The sequence below is a fragment of the Roseovarius sp. THAF8 genome (assembly GCF_009363735.1).
In the GTDB taxonomy this organism is placed as follows: Bacteria; Pseudomonadota; Alphaproteobacteria; order Rhodobacterales; family Rhodobacteraceae; genus Roseovarius.
Genome location: NZ_CP045410.1, coordinates 3528513 through 3544368, shown reverse-complemented (window position 1 = coordinate 3544368; position 15856 = coordinate 3528513). Strand labels below are relative to the sequence as shown.

Below are 15856 nucleotides of genomic sequence, written 5' to 3'. Positions count from 1 at the left end.
GTTTACAGTATGTTTGTTTCGCGTCCGATTTATTCCGATGACGCGCGAACGGCTTGAAAAACACGGCTCGCCGACACGTAGGAATGTCCACTTTTGTCGGCAAAACCTAACGCCGCAATGTGTAAATTTTAGTTGACACTTCTGCGCGCCAGACCCTAGCATCATCCAAGGACCTCATGGCCCAGGAGGGGGAGCCCATGTCGCTGCCAGCGCCACCAAAAGCGAACCGGGGCCTGCTCTACACACCCGAGCAGCGCGCCCGCCGCGACTCCAGCATCTGGACGCTTGTGCAAGGCATTCTTGCGCCCGCCCAGTTCCTGGTTTTCCTGGTCTCTCTCGGCCTTGTCCTGAGATATCTTTCGACCGGCGAGGGATACGCCTTGGCAACATGGTCGATCCTGATCAAGACAGGATTTCTCTACCTGATCATGGTGACGGGGGCGATCTGGGAAAAAGTCGTTTTCGGTCAATACCTTTTCGCCGAGTCCTTCTTCTGGGAGGACGTGTTCAGCTTCGCGGTGATCGCCCTTCACACGGCCTATATCTGGGCACTTTTCACGGCCTACCTGCCGCCCCAGGGGCTGATGTTGCTCGCCCTAGCGGCTTATGCCGCCTACGCGATCAATGCCACCCAGTTCCTGCTCAAACTGCGCGCCGCGCGACTGCAATCGGCAGTCCTGTCTGAGGTGCCGGCATGACCGATGACTCCGCGCCCCTTCCGGCCGCCGGATGCCGCGACGCCCCGGTCCTGAAACAGCGCGGCCAGCACGAGGTCTTTTGCGGCCTGACGGGAATCATCTGGCTGCACCGCAAGATGCAGGATGCCTTCTTCCTGGTCGTGGGCAGCCGCACCTGCGCCCACCTGCTGCAATCCGCCGCCGGCGTGATGATCTTCGCGGAACCCCGCTTCGGCACGGCCATTCTCGAGGAAACCGACCTGGCCGGCCTGGCCGATGCGCAAGTCGAGCTTGAGCGCGAGGTCGCCCGCCTTTTGGAACGCCGCAAGGATATCCGCCAGCTTTTCCTTGTGGGCTCCTGCCCGTCCGAGGTGATCAAGCTGGACCTCGCCCGCGCCGCCGAAAAGCTGTCGCTGCAACACGCCCCGCATGTAAGGGTGCTGAATTACTCGGGCTCCGGCATCGAGACGACCTTTACCGAGGGCGAGGACGCTTGCCTTGCCTCCATGGTCCCGGTCTTGCCGGACACCGACGAGCGTCAGCTTCTCGTGGTCGGCGCGCTACCGGACGTGGTCGAGGACCAGATGCTCGATCTTTTGTCCAAAATGGGCATCGACAACGTAAAAGTGCTGCCAGCGCGTCGCGCCGACAGCACTCTCGCGGTTGGTCCCAACACCTCTTTCATCCTTACCCAGCCTTTCCTTGGCGGCACCCTCGCCGCACTTGGAAAGCGCGGGGCGCGTCACATTCCTGCGCCTTTCCCGTTCGGCGAAGAAGGCACCACTGCGTGGCTTCGCGCCGTGGCAATGGAGTTTGGTGTCGACATCACCCTGTTCGACACTGTAACACACGCGCCCCGCGCACGGGCCAAAAAAGCGATCTCGCAGGCGTCGGAGAAACTGGATGGCAAATCCGTCTTCTTTTTCCCCGACAGCCAGCTTGAGATCCCGCTGGCCCGGTTCCTGACCCGCGAATGCGGGATGACCGCCATCGAAGTCGGTGCACCTTACATCCACAAGGGCGTTGTCGGCCCAGATCTCGACCTGCTGGAAGAGGGACCGACGCTCTCCGAAGGCCAGGATGTCGAGATGCAGCTCGACCGCTGCCGCGCCGCCCAGCCCGACCTGACGGTCTGCGGCCTTGGCCTCGCAAATCCTCTGGAAGCGGAAGGTCTGGCCACGAAGTGGGCCATCGAACTGGTCTTCACCCCGGTGCATTTCTACGAACAGGCCGGCGACCTTGCCGGCCTCTTTTCGCGTCCCCTCAACCGCCGCGCCAAGCTGCGGCTGGAGGCGGCGGAATGAAGCTGTCGGTCTGGACATATGAAGGCCCGCCGCATGTCGGCGCATTGCGCGTCGCCACCGCGATGAAGGGCCTGCATTACGTCCTGCACGCGCCGCAGGGCGACACCTATGCCGACCTGCTCTTCACCATGATCGAGCGGCGCAACCATCGCCCGCCTGTCACTTATACGACATTTCAGGCCCGCGATCTGGGTGCGGACACCGCAAACCTTTTCAAAACCGCGGCTCAGGCGGCCTATGACCGGTTTCAGCCCCAGGCGATGATCGTCGGCGCCTCGTGCACCGCCGAACTGATCCAGGACGACCCCGGCGGCATGGCCGAACAGATGGGCCTGCCCTGCCCGGTGATCGCGCTGGATCTGCCCAGTTACCAACGCAAGGAAAACTTCGGCGCGGACGAGACCCTGTTCCAACTGGTGCGCAACCTCGCCCGCCCGATGGACCGCACGGGCCATGTCACCGCCAACCTGATCGGCCCCACCGCGCTCGGCTTCCGCCACCGCGACGACATCACCGAGGTCACCGCCCTGCTTGAGGACATGGGTATCTCGGTCAATGTCTGCGCGCCGTTCAATGCCACACCAGAGGATCTCACCCGCCTTGGCGCCTCACATTTCAACGTTCTGATGTACCCCGAGACCGGCGAGGCCGCCTGCCGCTGGATGGAACGTGAGCTGGACCAGCCCTTCACCAAAACCGTCCCCATCGGTGTCGGCGCCACCCGCGATTTCATCGCCGAGGTGGCCCAGATAACCGGGCAAGAGCCCTATCTAGACGACAGCCGCCTGCGCCTGCCGTGGTACTCGGCTTCGGTCGACTCCACCTACCTCACCGGCAAGCGCGTGTTCCTTTTCGGCGACGGAACCCATGTCGCCGCCGCCGCCCGCGTCGCCCGCGACGAGATGGGGTTCGAGGTGGTCGGCCTTGGCTGCTACAACCGCGAGATGGCCCGCCCGATCCGCGCGCTGGCCAAGGACTACGGCGTCGAGGCGCTGATCACCGACGACTACCTCGACGTGGAACAGCGGATCGAGGAACTGGCGCCCGAGATGATCCTCGGCACGCAGATGGAGCGCCATATCGGCAAACGCCTTGGCATCCCCTGCGCCGTCATCTCCGCCCCCGTCCACGTGCAGGATTTCCCCGCCCGCTACAGCCCGCAGATGGGCATCGAGGGCGCGAACGTCATTTTCGACACCTGGGTCCACCCCTTGGTCATGGGGCTGGAAGAGCACCTGTTGCACATGTTCCGCGACGATTTCGAATTCCACGACGATGCCGGCGCCAGCCATCACGGCCACAAGGCGAAGCCTGCACCGCAGCCTGAAAAGGCCGAAGAGCCGCAGCCTGCCAACGACAATAGCTCGATCACCTGGCTCGACGATGCGGAAAAAGAACTGAAAAAGATCCCCTTCTTCGTGCGCGGCAAGGCCCGCCGCAATACCGAAACCTTCGCCGCCGAACGCGGCATGACGCAGATCAGCCTCGACACGCTTTACGAGGCAAAGGCCCATTATGCGCGATGACGCCATGATACCCCGGCCTTACAAGGTCGTGATCCTGACGCTGGACAGCCACGCCGCCGGCCCGTGCGAACGCGCGGCGCTCAATCTAGGCATGGATTTCCCGGGGCTGGAACTCAAGGTTCATGCCGCCGCCGAATGGGGTGAAAGCGACGCCGCCTTGGCCGCCGCCCGCGCCGATATCGCCACGGGCGACATCCTCATCGCCAACCTTCTCTTCCTCGAGGACCACATCAACGCGATCCTGCCCGACCTCGAGGCGCGGCGAGAGGACTGCGACGCGCTGGCGGGCATCATCGCCGACGCCAAGATCGTGCGCCTGACGCGCATGGGCACGCTCGACATGCAAGCGCCCGAATCCGGCACCCGCAAGCTGATGAAAAAGCTGCGCGGCCAGACCAAGCAAAATGTCGACAGCGGCGCCAAGAAGATGAAGATGCTGCGCCGCCTGCCGCGCATCCTCAAGCTGATCCCCGGCAAGGCGCAGGACCTGCGCGCCTGGTTCCTGGTCATGCAATACTGGCTGGGCGCGTCCGACGAGAACGTCGAGGGGCTGATCCGCTTCCTCATCTCGCGCTACTGCCGCCATGACGAGTGGCGCGGCGCCCGCGTGGCCCTGCCGGTGGAATATCCCGATACCGGGCTGTATCATCCCGACCTGCCCGACCGTATTACCACCGACCCCGCCGACCTGCCGGCCCAAATTCCCGGCGCACCCACCGTGGGCCTGCTGATGATGCGCTCCTACGTGCTGTCTGGCGACACCGCGCATTACGACGCCGTCATCCGCACGTTGAATGCCCGCGGCCTCAACGTGTTGCCCGCCTTCGCCGGCGGTCTTGACGGGCGCCCGGCCATCGACGCCTTCTTCCGCACCGAGCGTGGCCCCAAGATCGACGCGCTTGTCTCGCTGACCGGGTTCAGCCTTGTCGGCGGCCCGGCCTATAACGACAACGACGCGGCCATTTCCGTGCTCAAGGACCTCGATCTGCCCTACATCGCCGCGCACCCGCTGGAATTCCAGACGCTGGGCCAGTGGGCCGCCTCGCCCCAGGGCCTCGGCCCGATCGAGACCACGATGCTGATCGCCCTGCCGGAACTTGACGGCGCGACCTGCCCCACGGTCTTTGCCGGCCGCCACGGCCCCGAAGGCTGTGACGGATGCCGTCACAAATGCCGCGCCGCGCCCGACGCCAAGTCCATGGCCCCTTGCCCCGAGCGCATCGACAGCCTCGTCGAGAAAACCGAGCGCCTGATCCGCCTGCGCCGCCGCAAGGTGGCCGAGAAAAAAGTCGCCATCGTACTCTTCGGCTTCCCGCCCAACGCGGGTGCCGTGGGCACCGCCGCCTATCTGTCCGTGTTCGAGAGCCTGCACAACACCATGCTGGAAATGCAGGCCCAAGGCTACGACATCGAGGTACCTGAAACCGTCGACGCCCTGCGCGCCGCCGTCCTGCAAGGCAACGCCGCCCAGTACGGACAAGAGGCGAACGTCGCCGCCCATGTCAGCGCCGACACCATCGTGGCAAACACGCCCCATCTTACCGAGATCGAAGAGGTCTGGGGCCCCGCCCCCGGCAAGGTGCAATCGGACGGGCGCGGCGTCTTCGTTCTGGGGCAGGACTTCGGCAACATCTTCGTCGGCGTCCAGCCCGCCTTCGGCTATGAAGGCGACCCGATGCGTCTGCTGTTCGAGCGCGGCTTCGCGCCCACCCACGCTTTCGTGCAATTCTACCAATGGCTGCGCGACACCTACCAGGCCGATGCGATCCTGCATTTCGGAATGCACGGCGCGCTGGAATTCATGCCGGGCAAACAGGCCGGTCTCGGCCCCCGCGACTGGCCCGACCGCCTGATCGGCGAGATGCCCAACATCTACCTCTACGCCGCCAACAACCCGTCCGAGGCCTCGCTCGCGAAACGCCGCTCCGGCGCCATTACCATTTCGCACCTCACCCCGCCCCTGGCCACCGCCGGTCTCTACAAGGGCCTGGCCGAATTGAAAGACAGCCTGACCCGCTGGCGCGCCACCCGCCCCGGCGCGTCTGAGCGCGCCGATCTTGAATCGCTCATCGCCGAACAGGCCGAGGCTGTGGACCTGGGCGACACCGGCCCCGAAACGCTCTGGCTCAAGCTGCTGGAGACCGAGGACGCACTGATCCCCGAGGGCCTGCACGTGGTGGGCCGGCCCATGTCCGACACGGCCCGCGCCGAGTATCTCGATCTGATGGCCGACGCCGATGCCGAGACCCGTGCCACCGCCGACAAGCACCTGCGGGAAAGCACCGAGATCCCTGCCATCCTGCACGCGCTGGCAGGCGGTTACACCGCGCCTGTGCATGGCGGCGACCTCATCCGCTCGCCCGATATCCTGCCCACGGGCCGCAATATCCACGCGTTCGATCCGTTCCGCATGCCCTCGGAATTCGCCTGCCGCGAAGGCGCGTCCCAGGCGCAGCTTCTGCTGGACACGCACAAGACCCTGCCTCGCACCGTGGCGATCGTCCTCTGGGGCTCCGACAACATCAAATCCGACGGCTCGCAACTGGCGCAGGCGCTGGCGCTCATGGGCGCCACTCCCCGCTTCGACAGTTTCGGCCGCCTCTGCGGTGCGGACCTGATCCCACTTGCCGAACTGGGCCGTCCCCGCATCGACGTCATCATGACCCTCTCGGGCATCTTCCGCGACCTTCTGCCCCTGCAAACCAAGCTTCTGGCCGAAGCCGCGCTCAAGGCCGCGCAGGCCGACGAGCCGGTCGAACAGAATTTCATCCGCGCCCACGCGCTGGCCTATGCGGAAAAGATCGGCTGCGACCTGCAAACCGCCGCCCTGCGCGTCTTCTCCAATGCCGAGGGCGCCTATGGCTCGAACGTCAACATGATGGTCGACAGTTCCGCCTTTGATGACGAAGACGAACTGGCCGACGCCTACCTGTCGCGCAAATCCTTCGCATACGGTGTCGACGGCAAGGCTGCGGCCAACGACAAGCTGCTGCAAACCGCGCTCGGCGACGTGGAACTGGCCTATCAGAACCTCGAGTCGGTCGAACTGGGCGTCACCACCGTCGACCATTATTTCGACACGCTGGGCGGCATCTCCCGCGCGGTGAAACGCGCCCGCGGCGGCGAAGAGGCGGCGATCTACATCTCCGACACCACGCGCGGTGCGGGCAAGGTGCGCACGCTGGCCGACCAGGTCTCGCTGGAATCCCGCTCGCGCGCCCTGAACCCCAAGTTCCACGAGGCGCTCTTGCAACACGGCGCCGAAGGTGTACGCCAGATCGAAAGCGCCTTCACCAACACGATGGGTTGGTCCGCCACCACCGGACAGGTCGAACCGTGGGTCTACCAGCGCCTCAGCGAGACCTTCATCCTTGACGCGGACATGCGCCAGCGCTTGGCGGATCTCAACCCGACCGCCTCCTCGCGCATGGCCAACCGCCTGCTCGAAGCGCATGACCGTTCCTATTGGCAGCCCGATGAGGACACCCTCTCGGCCCTGCGCAACGCCGCGGACTCCCTCGAAGATCATCTCGAAGGAGTCGCCGCAGAATGACACGCAATCCCGAAAGGACAGGCGACATATGAGCCCTCGCGACGACATTCCGGCCCTCCGGGGCCAAGACGGCGAAGGATCGGTTCAGGTTCACCAGGACCCATCGATGAAGATCGAAGGAGCCAAGGTCTTTTCGGTCTACGGCAAGGGCGGGATCGGCAAATCGACCACGTCCTCGAACCTGTCGGCCGCCTTCGCCAAGATGGGCAAGCGCGTGCTGCAGATCGGCTGCGACCCCAAGCATGACAGCACCTTCACCCTGACGGGCCGCTTGCAGCCCACGGTGATCGATATCCTGAAAGAGGTCGATTTCCATCCCGAGGAACTGCGCCCCGAGGATTTCGTGGCCGATGGCTGGGGCGGCGTGAAATGCGTCGAGGCAGGCGGGCCTCCCGCGGGCACCGGCTGCGGCGGCTATGTCGTGGGCCAGACCGTCAAGCTGCTGAAACAGCACCATATGCTGGAAGACACTGACGTGGTGATCTTCGACGTGCTGGGCGACGTGGTCTGCGGCGGTTTCGCGGCTCCGCTTCAACACGCCGACCGCGCGGTGATCGTCACCGCCAACGATTTCGACAGCATCTACGCCATGAACCGCATCATCGCCGCGGTGCAGGCCAAGTCGGCCAACTACAAGGTCCGGCTGGCGGGCTGCGTCGCCAACCGCTCGCGCGAGACGAACGAGGTCGACCGCTATTGCGAGAAGGTCGGCTTCAACCGGATCGCGCACATGCCCGACTATGACGCTATCCGCCGCTCGCGCCTGAAGAAGAAAACCCTGTTCGAGATGCCCGACGAGGAAGACATCGTCATGGCCCGCAAGGAATATGTCCAACTGGCCGAAACCCTCTGGCGCGGAACCGAAGCTCTGGCCCCCGCCCCGATGGAAGACCGCGATATCTTCGAGCTTTTGGGATTCGATTGATGCGCGACGCTGCCACATATCGCTTCCCCGTGCCGGGCCTGACCCGGCACCTCCTGGCCGACGCGGAGGCCCCGGATCACGTCCGGGGCGCGGCGCGCGCAGGGGGCACGGCATGACCTACGACCGCACATTGACCCGGGTCGAAACCTATTTCGACAAGACCGCCACCCGCACGTGGGAGGCGCTGACCAGTGATGCGCCGGTCTCTAAGATCCGGGAAACCGTGCGGCGTGGGCGGGACGCAATGCGCGAACAGATGCTGTCGCGCCTGCCCAATGATCTGCGCGGCGCGCGCATCCTCGATGCGGGCTGCGGCACGGGCGCCATGACCACCGAACTTGCCGCGCGCGGGGCCGCCGTGGTGGCGGTCGACATTTCGCCGTCGCTCGTGGGCATAGCCCAACGCCGGTTGCCCGAAACGCTGGCCCACCGCGTGACCTTCCACGCGGGCGACATGCTGGATGCGGGGCTAGGCCGGTTCGACCACGTTCTGGCGATGGACAGCCTGATCTACTACCGCGACGCCGATATCGCCCGGTCGCTCGCGACGCTCATGGCGCGCACCTCGGGCCGGATCGTCTTTACCGTCGCCCCACGCACGCCGCTCCTGATGGGCATGTGGTACGCCGGCAAGCTCTTTCCGCGCTCCGACCGGTCGCCCACCATGATCCCGCACAGCCCCGCGCGGCTGGCGCGCGCCTATGCACGGACCGAAGGCACCGGCACCCTGGCCCCGCTCCAGCGCGTGACCTCGGGCTTCTACATTTCCCACGCGATGGAGGTCACACAGTGAGCCGTCCCTCGCCCCTAAAGCATCTCAGCCTGCGCGCCCTGCCCTTCGCGGACGCAGCCAGCGAGGGGTTGCCGATGGGCGAGCTTCTACGGCTTTCGCTCTTCCAGGTTTCGGTCGGCATGGCCACCGTCATGCTGCTCGGCACGCTCAACCGCGTGATGATCGTCGAACTTTCCGTCCCGGCCACCATCGTGGCCGTGATGATCGCCCTGCCCGTCCTGATCGCCCCCTTCCGCACGCTTCTAGGCTTCCGCTCGGATACCTACCGCAGCGCCATCGGCTGGAAGCGCGTGCCCTACCTCTGGTTCGGCTCGCTCTGGCAGATGGGCGGGCTGGCGGTGATGCCCTTTGCCCTGCTGGTCCTGTCGGGTAATACGGTCCACGACGTGCCCTTCGCGGGCGAGGTGCTGGCGGCACTCGCCTTCCTGATGACCGGCCTCGGCCTGCACATGACTCAAACCGCCGGTCTGGCCCTCGCCACCGACCGCGCCGACGAGAAAACCCGTCCGCGCGTCGTGGCCCTGCTTTACGTGATGTTCCTGCTGGGTATGGGCATTTCTGCCATCGTCATCGGCTGGCTGCTACGCGACTTCAGTGAACTGGCACTCATTCGCGTGGTACAAGGCGCGGCGCTTGCAGGTATCGTCCTCAACCTCATCGCGCTGTGGAAACAGGAAAAGATGGCGCCGATGACACGCGCGGAACGCGCCGCCCCCCGCCCCCGCTTTTCCGCTGCCTGGGCCGACCTGATGTCGGGCGGACAGGCCGGACGCCTTCTGGCGGTGGTGTTCATCGGCACCATGGCCTTCAACATGCAGGACGTCCTGCTGGAGCCCTATGGCGGCGAGATCCTGGGCCTCTCGGTGTCGTCCACCACGCTTCTGACCGCGCTCTGGGCCGCGGGCGCGCTGGCTGGTTTCGTCTGGACCGGGCGCTCATTGGCGCAGGGGCGTAACGCGCACCGGCTGGCCGCACTCGGCGTGCTGATCGGCATCGCAGCCTTCGCCATCGTCGTCTTCGCCGCGCCGATGAACTCGACCGCCCTGTTCTTTGCCGGGGCCTGCCTGATCGGGCTGGGTGGCGGCGTCTTCGCCGTCTCGACCCTGACGGCCGCCATGACGATTACCACGAAGGGCAAAGCCGGCCACGGCCTTGCGCTCGGTGCCTGGGGCGCCGCGCAGGCCACAGCGGCAGGGCTCGCTATCGCCTTCGGCGGCGGCATCCGTGACGCGGTCAACGCCGCCGCGACCTCCGGCGCCTGGGGCGAGGTGCTGAACACGCCCGCCACCGGCTACACCTTCGTCTACCACACCGAAATCGCCCTTCTCTTCGTCACGCTTGCCGTGATCGGGCCACTGGTGCGCAACCCTCGCGCCGCGTGCCATCCCACCCCATCGGAGGCGGCCCGCATCGGCCTGGCCGACTTCCCGACATGATGTGCCGATCCATGGAAAGGATATGCCATGAGTAACGCTTTCTTCGCCAATTTCGATCTTGCCAGTCTTTCGATCTGGCTGTTCTGGATCTTCTTCGCCGGCCTGATCGTCTACATTCAGCGCGAGAACATGCGCGAGGGCTACCCGCTCGAGGATGATGACGGCAACCTGTCCGCCAACCAGGGGCCCTTCCCGATCCCCGGCGACAAGACCTTCATCCTGCCCCATGGCCGGGGCGAGCTGACGGTGCCCTCGGGCCAACGCCCCGACCGGCAGAACGTGGCGCTGCAAAAAACCGCAGCGGGCAACGGGTTTCCGTTCGAGCCCACGGGCGACCCGCTTGCCGATGGCGTCGGCCCGGCCTCCTGGGCCAACCGCGAGGACGTGCCGGAACTGGACGGTCACGGCCACCCCAAGATCGTGCCGATGTCGGCCAACGAACACTTCCACGTGGCTGCGGGCCGTGACCCGCGCGGCCTGCCCGTCGTGGCCGGCGACGGCGAGGTCGTGGGCATGATCACCGACCTCTGGGTCGACGAGCCCGAACAGCTGGTGCGCTATCTCGAGATCGAACTCGACGCCGCGCATGGCGCGGGCAAGCGGCTGGTGCCGATGACGCTCACCCGGATCAAGAGCAACCACGTCAAGGTGCTCAAGCTCTACGGCAAACACTTCGCCGGCGTGCCGAAACATGCCTCGCCCAACCAGGTGACCAAGCTCGAGGAAGACAAGATCTCGGCCTATTACGGCGGCGGCACGATCTACGCCGACGACGCCCGCCTCAACCCCAAGCTGGGCTGAACCGGGAAAAAGACGGAAGGAGGAGATGATGATGCCCCATGACGACTTTCACGTGGAGCCGGTGCCCGGCCTGCCCGAACGCCCGCCCGAGGGCGAGCAGATCCTGTGGCAGGGCCGGCCGAACTGGTGGGCGCTGACGGTGCAATCGCTCAACCTCTACTGGGTGGCGGGCTATTTCGTGCTCCTCTTCGCCTGGCGCTTTGTCACGCTCTTCGATCAGGTGGGGATGGCCCATGCGTTCCGGGTATCCTTCCCGTTCCTGATCATCGGCGCGGTGGCCGCGGCGCTCCTGCTTCTGATCGGCTACGTGCAGGCCCGCGCCACCGTTTACACCATCACCAACCGGCGCGTGGCGATGCGCGTCGGCGCGGCGCTGACCGTCACGCTGAACCTGCCCTTCAGCCGCATCGCCAGCGCGGACCTCGCGCTGCGCCGTTCGGGCAACGGCACCATCGCACTCGACCTGATGGACCCGCCGCCGCTCAGCTACCTGACCTGCTGGCCGCATGTGCGCCCCTGGCACGTGCGCAAGCCGCAGCCCGCGCTGCGCGCCATCAACGACGCCGCCCGCATCGCCAGCCTTATCGCCGAGACGGCCGAGGCGCAGCTGAACGCACCCAGGCTGGCCCGCACACCCGCTGCCGAAACCGACGCGGATGACATCGCCCCCGGCGCCGTGCCTGCGGAATGACAAGGACCTGACAGACCATGGCCCAGACCGACAATATCCACGCCACCGACCGCGCCGGACATGACAAGGAGCTTGTCCCGCGCGCGCTGGTCTTCGCGGTCTGCACCTTCGTGCTGATCGTTCTGGCGCTGGTAACTTGGTCGCGCCTGTCTGGCCAGCCGGTCACCTATACGCCGCCCACCGGCGCGATCACGCATGAACGCACGTTCCACCTGTCGGGCGACATGTCCGGCAGCGCCACCGTGACCGAACTGGACGGCACGCTCATCGCCGACCTGAACCCGAAAGAGGGCGGGTTCATCTCGGGCGTCTGGAGGGTGATCCAGCGCGAGCGCACCAAACACCGCGTGGCCCTGGAAGGCCCGCTGACACTCGTCCGCTACGACAACGGACGCATCGCGATCCACGACCCGTCCACGGGCTGGAATGCCGACCTCATGGGGTTCGGCATCGACAACGCCAAGGCCTTTGCAAGGCTCCTGGCACAATAGCAAAAGGAGACGCCAAAATGGGATGGCTGACCAAAGACATAGAAAGGGCGCCCTGCACGGTCGAAGTATCGCATTGCTTTGACTCCCTGCACGCGCATGTGCGGTTCAACAACGGGGCGGTGATCCACCCCGGCGACGAGGTAAAGGTCCACGGGCCCGAGATCATGGCGCCCTTCGGTGAAGTGGTCTGCGAGGAGCGCGAGGCCACCATCGTTCGCGCCAGCAAACTGGAACAGCTCTGGACACGCCTCACGGGTGATTTCGAGGTGATGGAGCTGTGCGAGTTTTCCTTCTCCGAGGAGGTCACGCTATGAACGCCCACACCGGAAAACACACCGCCGACGCCACCACCGTTGAAGAGGGACTCGCGATCGCCGAAGCGCAGGATCGCCAGTACAACGATGAAATGGCGACCGAGACGGCGATGGCCAACACGCTGCTCACGCCGCGTTTCTACACCACCGACTTCGATGAGCTTGACGCCATCGACGTCAGTTCGGTGCGCGCGGACTGGGACAAGCTGATCGACCAGATGGAGGCCGACCCCAACAAGGGCCACTTCAAGAAGAACGAGGACTGGGACCATGTCGACTGGCATGGGATGAACCCTGCCTTGAAGAAGGAATTCATCGACTTCCTGATCTCCTCCTGCACCGCCGAATTCTCCGGCTGCGTTCTCTACAAGGAGATGAAGCGCCGCGGCAACAACAAGGACATCACGCAGCTTTTCCAACTGATGGCCCGTGACGAGGCCCGGCACGCCGGCTTCATCAACGACGCCCTGCGCGAGGCGGGGTTGCGGGTAAACCTCGGTTTCCTGACCCAGAAGAAGAAATACACCTACTTCCGGCCCAAGTTCATCTACTACGCCACCTATCTTTCGGAAAAGATCGGCTATGCGCGGTACATCACCATCTACCGCCATCTCGAGGCCAACCCCGAGCATCGCTTTCACCCGATCTTCAAGTGGTTCCGCGAATGGTGCAACGACGAGTTCAGCCATGGCGAGGCCTTCGCCCTGCTGATGAAGACCGACCCCAAGCTGACCTCGGGGCGAAACGTCTATTGGATCAAGTTCTTCCTGACGGCCGTTTACGCCACGATGTATGTCCGCGACCACCAGCGCCCGGCCTTTCACGCCGCACTCGGCGTCGATCCCGACTGGTACGCGCACGAGGTCTTCACCAAGACGTCGGAACTCAGCAAGCAGATTTTCCCGATCACGCTGGATATCGAAAGCCCGAAATGGCAGCCCCTGCTGGAGAAGCTGCAAAAGGCCAATGTCGATCTCGACACCGCCCGTAAGCAGGGCGGTCCGATGGGGTTCGTCAAGCGTCTGTCGGCGCAGGCCCGCGCGGGGACTGCCTTCGTGCGGCTGATGCTGATCCCGTCGAAGTCGCACGAGGTGCCGGAAAACGTGCGGCTGGAGCCGGCCTACTGATGGCCGGCGGCCGCGCATATGATCCCGGACGGGAGGGGGGCCAGCCCCCCACGTTGAAATCCCCTTGGGATTTCAACGCCCCCCCCGGGATATTTTCGGCCAGAGGAAGCGAGGGCTTTCGATGCTGACCTCGCCCTGGATCGCGGCGCTCATGGCGCTTTTCCTCTGGTGGTTCTCCACCGGGGCGATCCTGATGGTGGTGCGCCATGCCGACCGTGCGGGCGGAAACGCCCGCATGATCTGTTTGCTGTCGTCCCTGCCCTTGCTGGCTCTTGGGCTATGGGGCTTCCATGCAACCTTGGCGATGGACTCGACCCTTGCCGTCTACGGCGCGTTCCTCGCGGCGCTGGCGGTCTGGGGCTGGGTGGAACTGACCTTCCTGACCGGCATGATCACCGGCCCGAACCTGCGCGCCTGTCCCGACGGCCTGCCGGAATGGGAGCGTTTCCTCCGCGCCTGGGGCACCGTGGCCTATCACGAAACCCTGCTGACGCTGATATTCGTCGCGATGTGGCTGCACGCGGCCGGGTCGGTGAATACCTTTGGGCTCTGGACCTTCACGATCCTCTATTTCGCGCGCGTCTCTGCCAAGCTGAACCTCTATTTCGGCGTGCCGCGCATCAATACCGAGTTCCTGCCCGAGGCGCTTGGCCACCTCGCCAGCCATTTCCGCATCCAGCGGCTGAACTGGGTCTTCCCGATATCGGTGTCGGCACTGACCTTCGCCGTTGCTTGCTGGCTGGAGCGGCTCTACGCCGCGCAGACCGGCGCCGAGGTGGCAGGCTTCGCCCTGCTTTCGGCCATCACGGGCCTCGCCTTGCTTGAACACTGGCTGATGGTGCTGCCATTGCCCGATGCCAAACTCTGGCGCTGGATGCTTCCCGCGCCCAAAACCCAAAACGACAAAACTGCAAGACCGGAGGAATCCCATGGATTTTGATGCCATGTTCAACGCGCAGCTCGGCGCACTCAAGGAAGAGGGCAACTATCGCATCTTCGCCGAACTCGAACGCCGCTGCGGCGCATTCCCGAAGGCTCGCAGTCATGACGCCGACACTCCGGATGAGGTCACTGTCTGGTGCTCGAACGACTATCTGGGCATGGGCCAGAATGACCATATCCGGCAAGTCATGAAGGATACCATCGACCAATGCGGCACCGGCGCGGGCGGCACACGAAACATCTCGGGCACCAACAAGTATCACGTCGCCCTGGAACGCGAACTGGCCGATCTGCACGGAAAGGACAGCGCCCTGCTCTTCACCTCGGGCTATGTCTCGAACTGGGCCGCGCTCGGCACGCTGGGTGCCCGCCTGCCCGACGCGGTGATCCTGTCGGACGAACTGAACCACGCCTCGATGATCGAGGGCATCCGCCACTCCCGCGCGCAAAAGCGCATCTGGAAGCACAACGACCCCGAGGATCTCGATCGCCAGCTGGCCACCCTTCCGGCCAATGCACCCAAGATCGTGGCCTTCGAGAGCGTCTATTCCATGGACGGTGACATCTGCCCGATGAAAGAGATCGTCGAGGTGGCCGAGAAACACGGTGCCATGACCTATCTCGACGAGGTCCATGCCGTCGGCCTCTATGGCCCTCGCGGCGGCGGCGTCAGCGAGCGAGAGGGGCTTGCCCACCGCATCACGCTGATCGAGGGCACATTGGGCAAGGCCTATGGCTGCATGGGCGGCTACATCACCGGCTCCGCCGCGATGTGCGACTTCGTCCGTAGCTTTTCCTCGGGCTTCATCTTCACCACCGCCCTGCCCCCCGCCGTGGCCGCGGCGGCACAGGCCTCGGTGGCCTATCTCAAGGAGAGCCGCGCCGAACGCGACGCCCAGCGCGACCGCGTCGCCTATCTGCGCGCCCAGCTCGACAAGCGCGGCATCCCGCATATGGACAACCCCAGCCACATCATCCCGGTGATGATCAAGGATCCGGTCAAATGCCGGATGCTGGCCGACATCCTGATGCAGGACTGGGGCATCTACGTCCAACCGATCAACTATCCCACGGTCCCCAAGGGCACGGAACGGCTGCGTTTTACCCCAGGCCCGCTGCACAGCTACGACGATATCGACCATCTGGTCGAGGCTCTCGGCGTGCTCTGGAAACAGTGCGCAATAGCCCACGCCGTCGCCTGAGTACCGCTGCGGCAATCCGTCAAGCGCGCGGAACCTTAGAACCCGCCGCAGGGTTAAGAAAATGCCGGTTGATT

Annotated in this window: 14 protein-coding genes; all 14 read left to right on the top strand. The window is 64.9% G+C overall.

The features are described 5' to 3' along the window. The first annotated feature begins 197 nt into the window (after positions 1–197). The 14 genes from bchF (at position 198) to hemA (ending at position 15782) form a co-directional block, all read left to right on the top strand. Positions 198–698 carry a 2-vinyl bacteriochlorophyllide hydratase gene (bchF, locus tag FIU85_RS17240; RefSeq protein WP_152497762.1) on the top strand — a complete coding sequence of 167 codons (501 nt, stop codon included), beginning with the start codon at positions 198–200 and terminating at the stop codon, positions 696–698. Further along, positions 695–1981, top strand: coding sequence for a ferredoxin:protochlorophyllide reductase (ATP-dependent) subunit N (locus FIU85_RS17235; RefSeq protein WP_152497761.1), 1287 nt, complete (start codon positions 695–697; stop codon positions 1979–1981). Before bchF ends, FIU85_RS17235 begins: the two co-directional genes overlap by 4 nt. After that, positions 1978–3507 carry a ferredoxin:protochlorophyllide reductase (ATP-dependent) subunit B gene (gene bchB / locus FIU85_RS17230; RefSeq protein ID WP_152497760.1) on the top strand — a complete coding sequence of 510 codons (1530 nt, stop codon included), beginning with the start codon at positions 1978–1980 and terminating at the stop codon, positions 3505–3507. The genes FIU85_RS17235 and bchB overlap by 4 nt, the downstream gene beginning before the upstream one ends. Beyond that, the gene (locus FIU85_RS17225) at positions 3497–7060 is read left to right on the top strand and encodes a magnesium chelatase subunit H (protein WP_152497759.1); all 3564 of its coding nucleotides are present in this window, start codon (positions 3497–3499) and stop codon (positions 7058–7060) included. The genes bchB and FIU85_RS17225 overlap by 11 nt, the downstream gene beginning before the upstream one ends. 28 nt (positions 7061–7088) lie before the next feature. Beyond that, entirely contained in the window at positions 7089–7985 is an 897-nt protein-coding gene (gene bchL / locus FIU85_RS17220; RefSeq protein WP_152497758.1) for a ferredoxin:protochlorophyllide reductase (ATP-dependent) iron-sulfur ATP-binding protein, read from the top strand. Between the two features lie 112 nt (positions 7986–8097). Next, on the top strand, positions 8098–8778 hold the full coding sequence (gene bchM, locus FIU85_RS17215; protein ID WP_152493172.1) for a magnesium protoporphyrin IX methyltransferase: 681 nt from the start codon (positions 8098–8100) through the stop codon (positions 8776–8778). A gap of 74 nt (positions 8779–8852) precedes the next feature. Further along, positions 8853–10214 carry a PucC family protein gene (locus FIU85_RS17210; protein ID WP_152498297.1) on the top strand — a complete coding sequence of 454 codons (1362 nt, stop codon included), beginning with the start codon at positions 8853–8855 and terminating at the stop codon, positions 10212–10214. 27 nt (positions 10215–10241) lie between these two features. Next, a complete protein-coding gene (puhA, locus tag FIU85_RS17205; RefSeq protein ID WP_152497757.1) occupies positions 10242–11015 on the top strand; it encodes a photosynthetic reaction center subunit H in 774 nt (257 codons plus the stop codon). A gap of 31 nt (positions 11016–11046) precedes the next feature. Further along, the gene (gene puhB, locus FIU85_RS17200) at positions 11047–11706 is read left to right on the top strand and encodes a photosynthetic complex putative assembly protein PuhB (protein ID WP_152497756.1); all 660 of its coding nucleotides are present in this window, start codon (positions 11047–11049) and stop codon (positions 11704–11706) included. A gap of 17 nt (positions 11707–11723) precedes the next feature. Further along, positions 11724–12197 (top strand): photosynthetic complex assembly protein PuhC, encoded by a 474-nt coding sequence (puhC, locus tag FIU85_RS17195; RefSeq protein ID WP_152497755.1) that lies wholly within the window; start codon positions 11724–11726, stop codon positions 12195–12197. Between the two features lie 17 nt (positions 12198–12214). After that, positions 12215–12511, top strand: a complete 297-nt coding sequence (locus FIU85_RS17190) for a hypothetical protein (protein WP_152497754.1) — start codon at positions 12215–12217, stop codon at positions 12509–12511. Beyond that, on the top strand, positions 12508–13638 hold the full coding sequence (gene acsF / locus FIU85_RS17185) for a magnesium-protoporphyrin IX monomethyl ester (oxidative) cyclase (protein WP_152497753.1): 1131 nt from the start codon (positions 12508–12510) through the stop codon (positions 13636–13638). Before FIU85_RS17190 ends, acsF begins: the two co-directional genes overlap by 4 nt. 121 nt (positions 13639–13759) lie before the next feature. Next, a complete protein-coding gene (puhE, locus tag FIU85_RS17180; RefSeq protein ID WP_152497752.1) occupies positions 13760–14578 on the top strand; it encodes a putative photosynthetic complex assembly protein PuhE in 819 nt (272 codons plus the stop codon). Further along, positions 14568–15782: a 5-aminolevulinate synthase gene (hemA, locus tag FIU85_RS17175; protein ID WP_152497751.1), complete on the top strand. Its 1215-nt coding sequence runs from the start codon at positions 14568–14570 to the stop codon at positions 15780–15782. The genes puhE and hemA overlap by 11 nt, the downstream gene beginning before the upstream one ends. The last annotated feature ends 74 nt before the right edge of the window (positions 15783–15856 follow it).

Bases quoted from the DNA above. Each gene is read 5' to 3' on its own strand.
- bchF (WP_152497762.1), top strand. From the start codon at position 198: ATGTCGCTGCCAGCGCCACCAAAAGCGAACCGGGGCCTGCTCTACACA.
- FIU85_RS17235 (WP_152497761.1), top strand. From the start codon at position 695: ATGACCGATGACTCCGCGCCCCTTCCGGCCGCCGGATGCCGCGACGCC.
- bchB (WP_152497760.1), top strand. From the start codon at position 1,978: ATGAAGCTGTCGGTCTGGACATATGAAGGCCCGCCGCATGTCGGCGCA.
- FIU85_RS17225 (WP_152497759.1), top strand. From the start codon at position 3,497: ATGCGCGATGACGCCATGATACCCCGGCCTTACAAGGTCGTGATCCTG.
- bchL (WP_152497758.1), top strand. From the start codon at position 7,089: ATGAGCCCTCGCGACGACATTCCGGCCCTCCGGGGCCAAGACGGCGAA.
- bchM (WP_152493172.1), top strand. From the start codon at position 8,098: ATGACCTACGACCGCACATTGACCCGGGTCGAAACCTATTTCGACAAG.
- FIU85_RS17210 (WP_152498297.1), top strand. From the start codon at position 8,853: ATGGGCGAGCTTCTACGGCTTTCGCTCTTCCAGGTTTCGGTCGGCATG.
- puhA (WP_152497757.1), top strand. From the start codon at position 10,242: ATGAGTAACGCTTTCTTCGCCAATTTCGATCTTGCCAGTCTTTCGATC.
- puhB (WP_152497756.1), top strand. From the start codon at position 11,047: ATGCCCCATGACGACTTTCACGTGGAGCCGGTGCCCGGCCTGCCCGAA.
- puhC (WP_152497755.1), top strand. From the start codon at position 11,724: ATGGCCCAGACCGACAATATCCACGCCACCGACCGCGCCGGACATGAC.
- FIU85_RS17190 (WP_152497754.1), top strand. From the start codon at position 12,215: ATGGGATGGCTGACCAAAGACATAGAAAGGGCGCCCTGCACGGTCGAA.
- acsF (WP_152497753.1), top strand. From the start codon at position 12,508: ATGAACGCCCACACCGGAAAACACACCGCCGACGCCACCACCGTTGAA.
- puhE (WP_152497752.1), top strand. From the start codon at position 13,760: ATGCTGACCTCGCCCTGGATCGCGGCGCTCATGGCGCTTTTCCTCTGG.
- hemA (WP_152497751.1), top strand. From the start codon at position 14,568: ATGGATTTTGATGCCATGTTCAACGCGCAGCTCGGCGCACTCAAGGAA.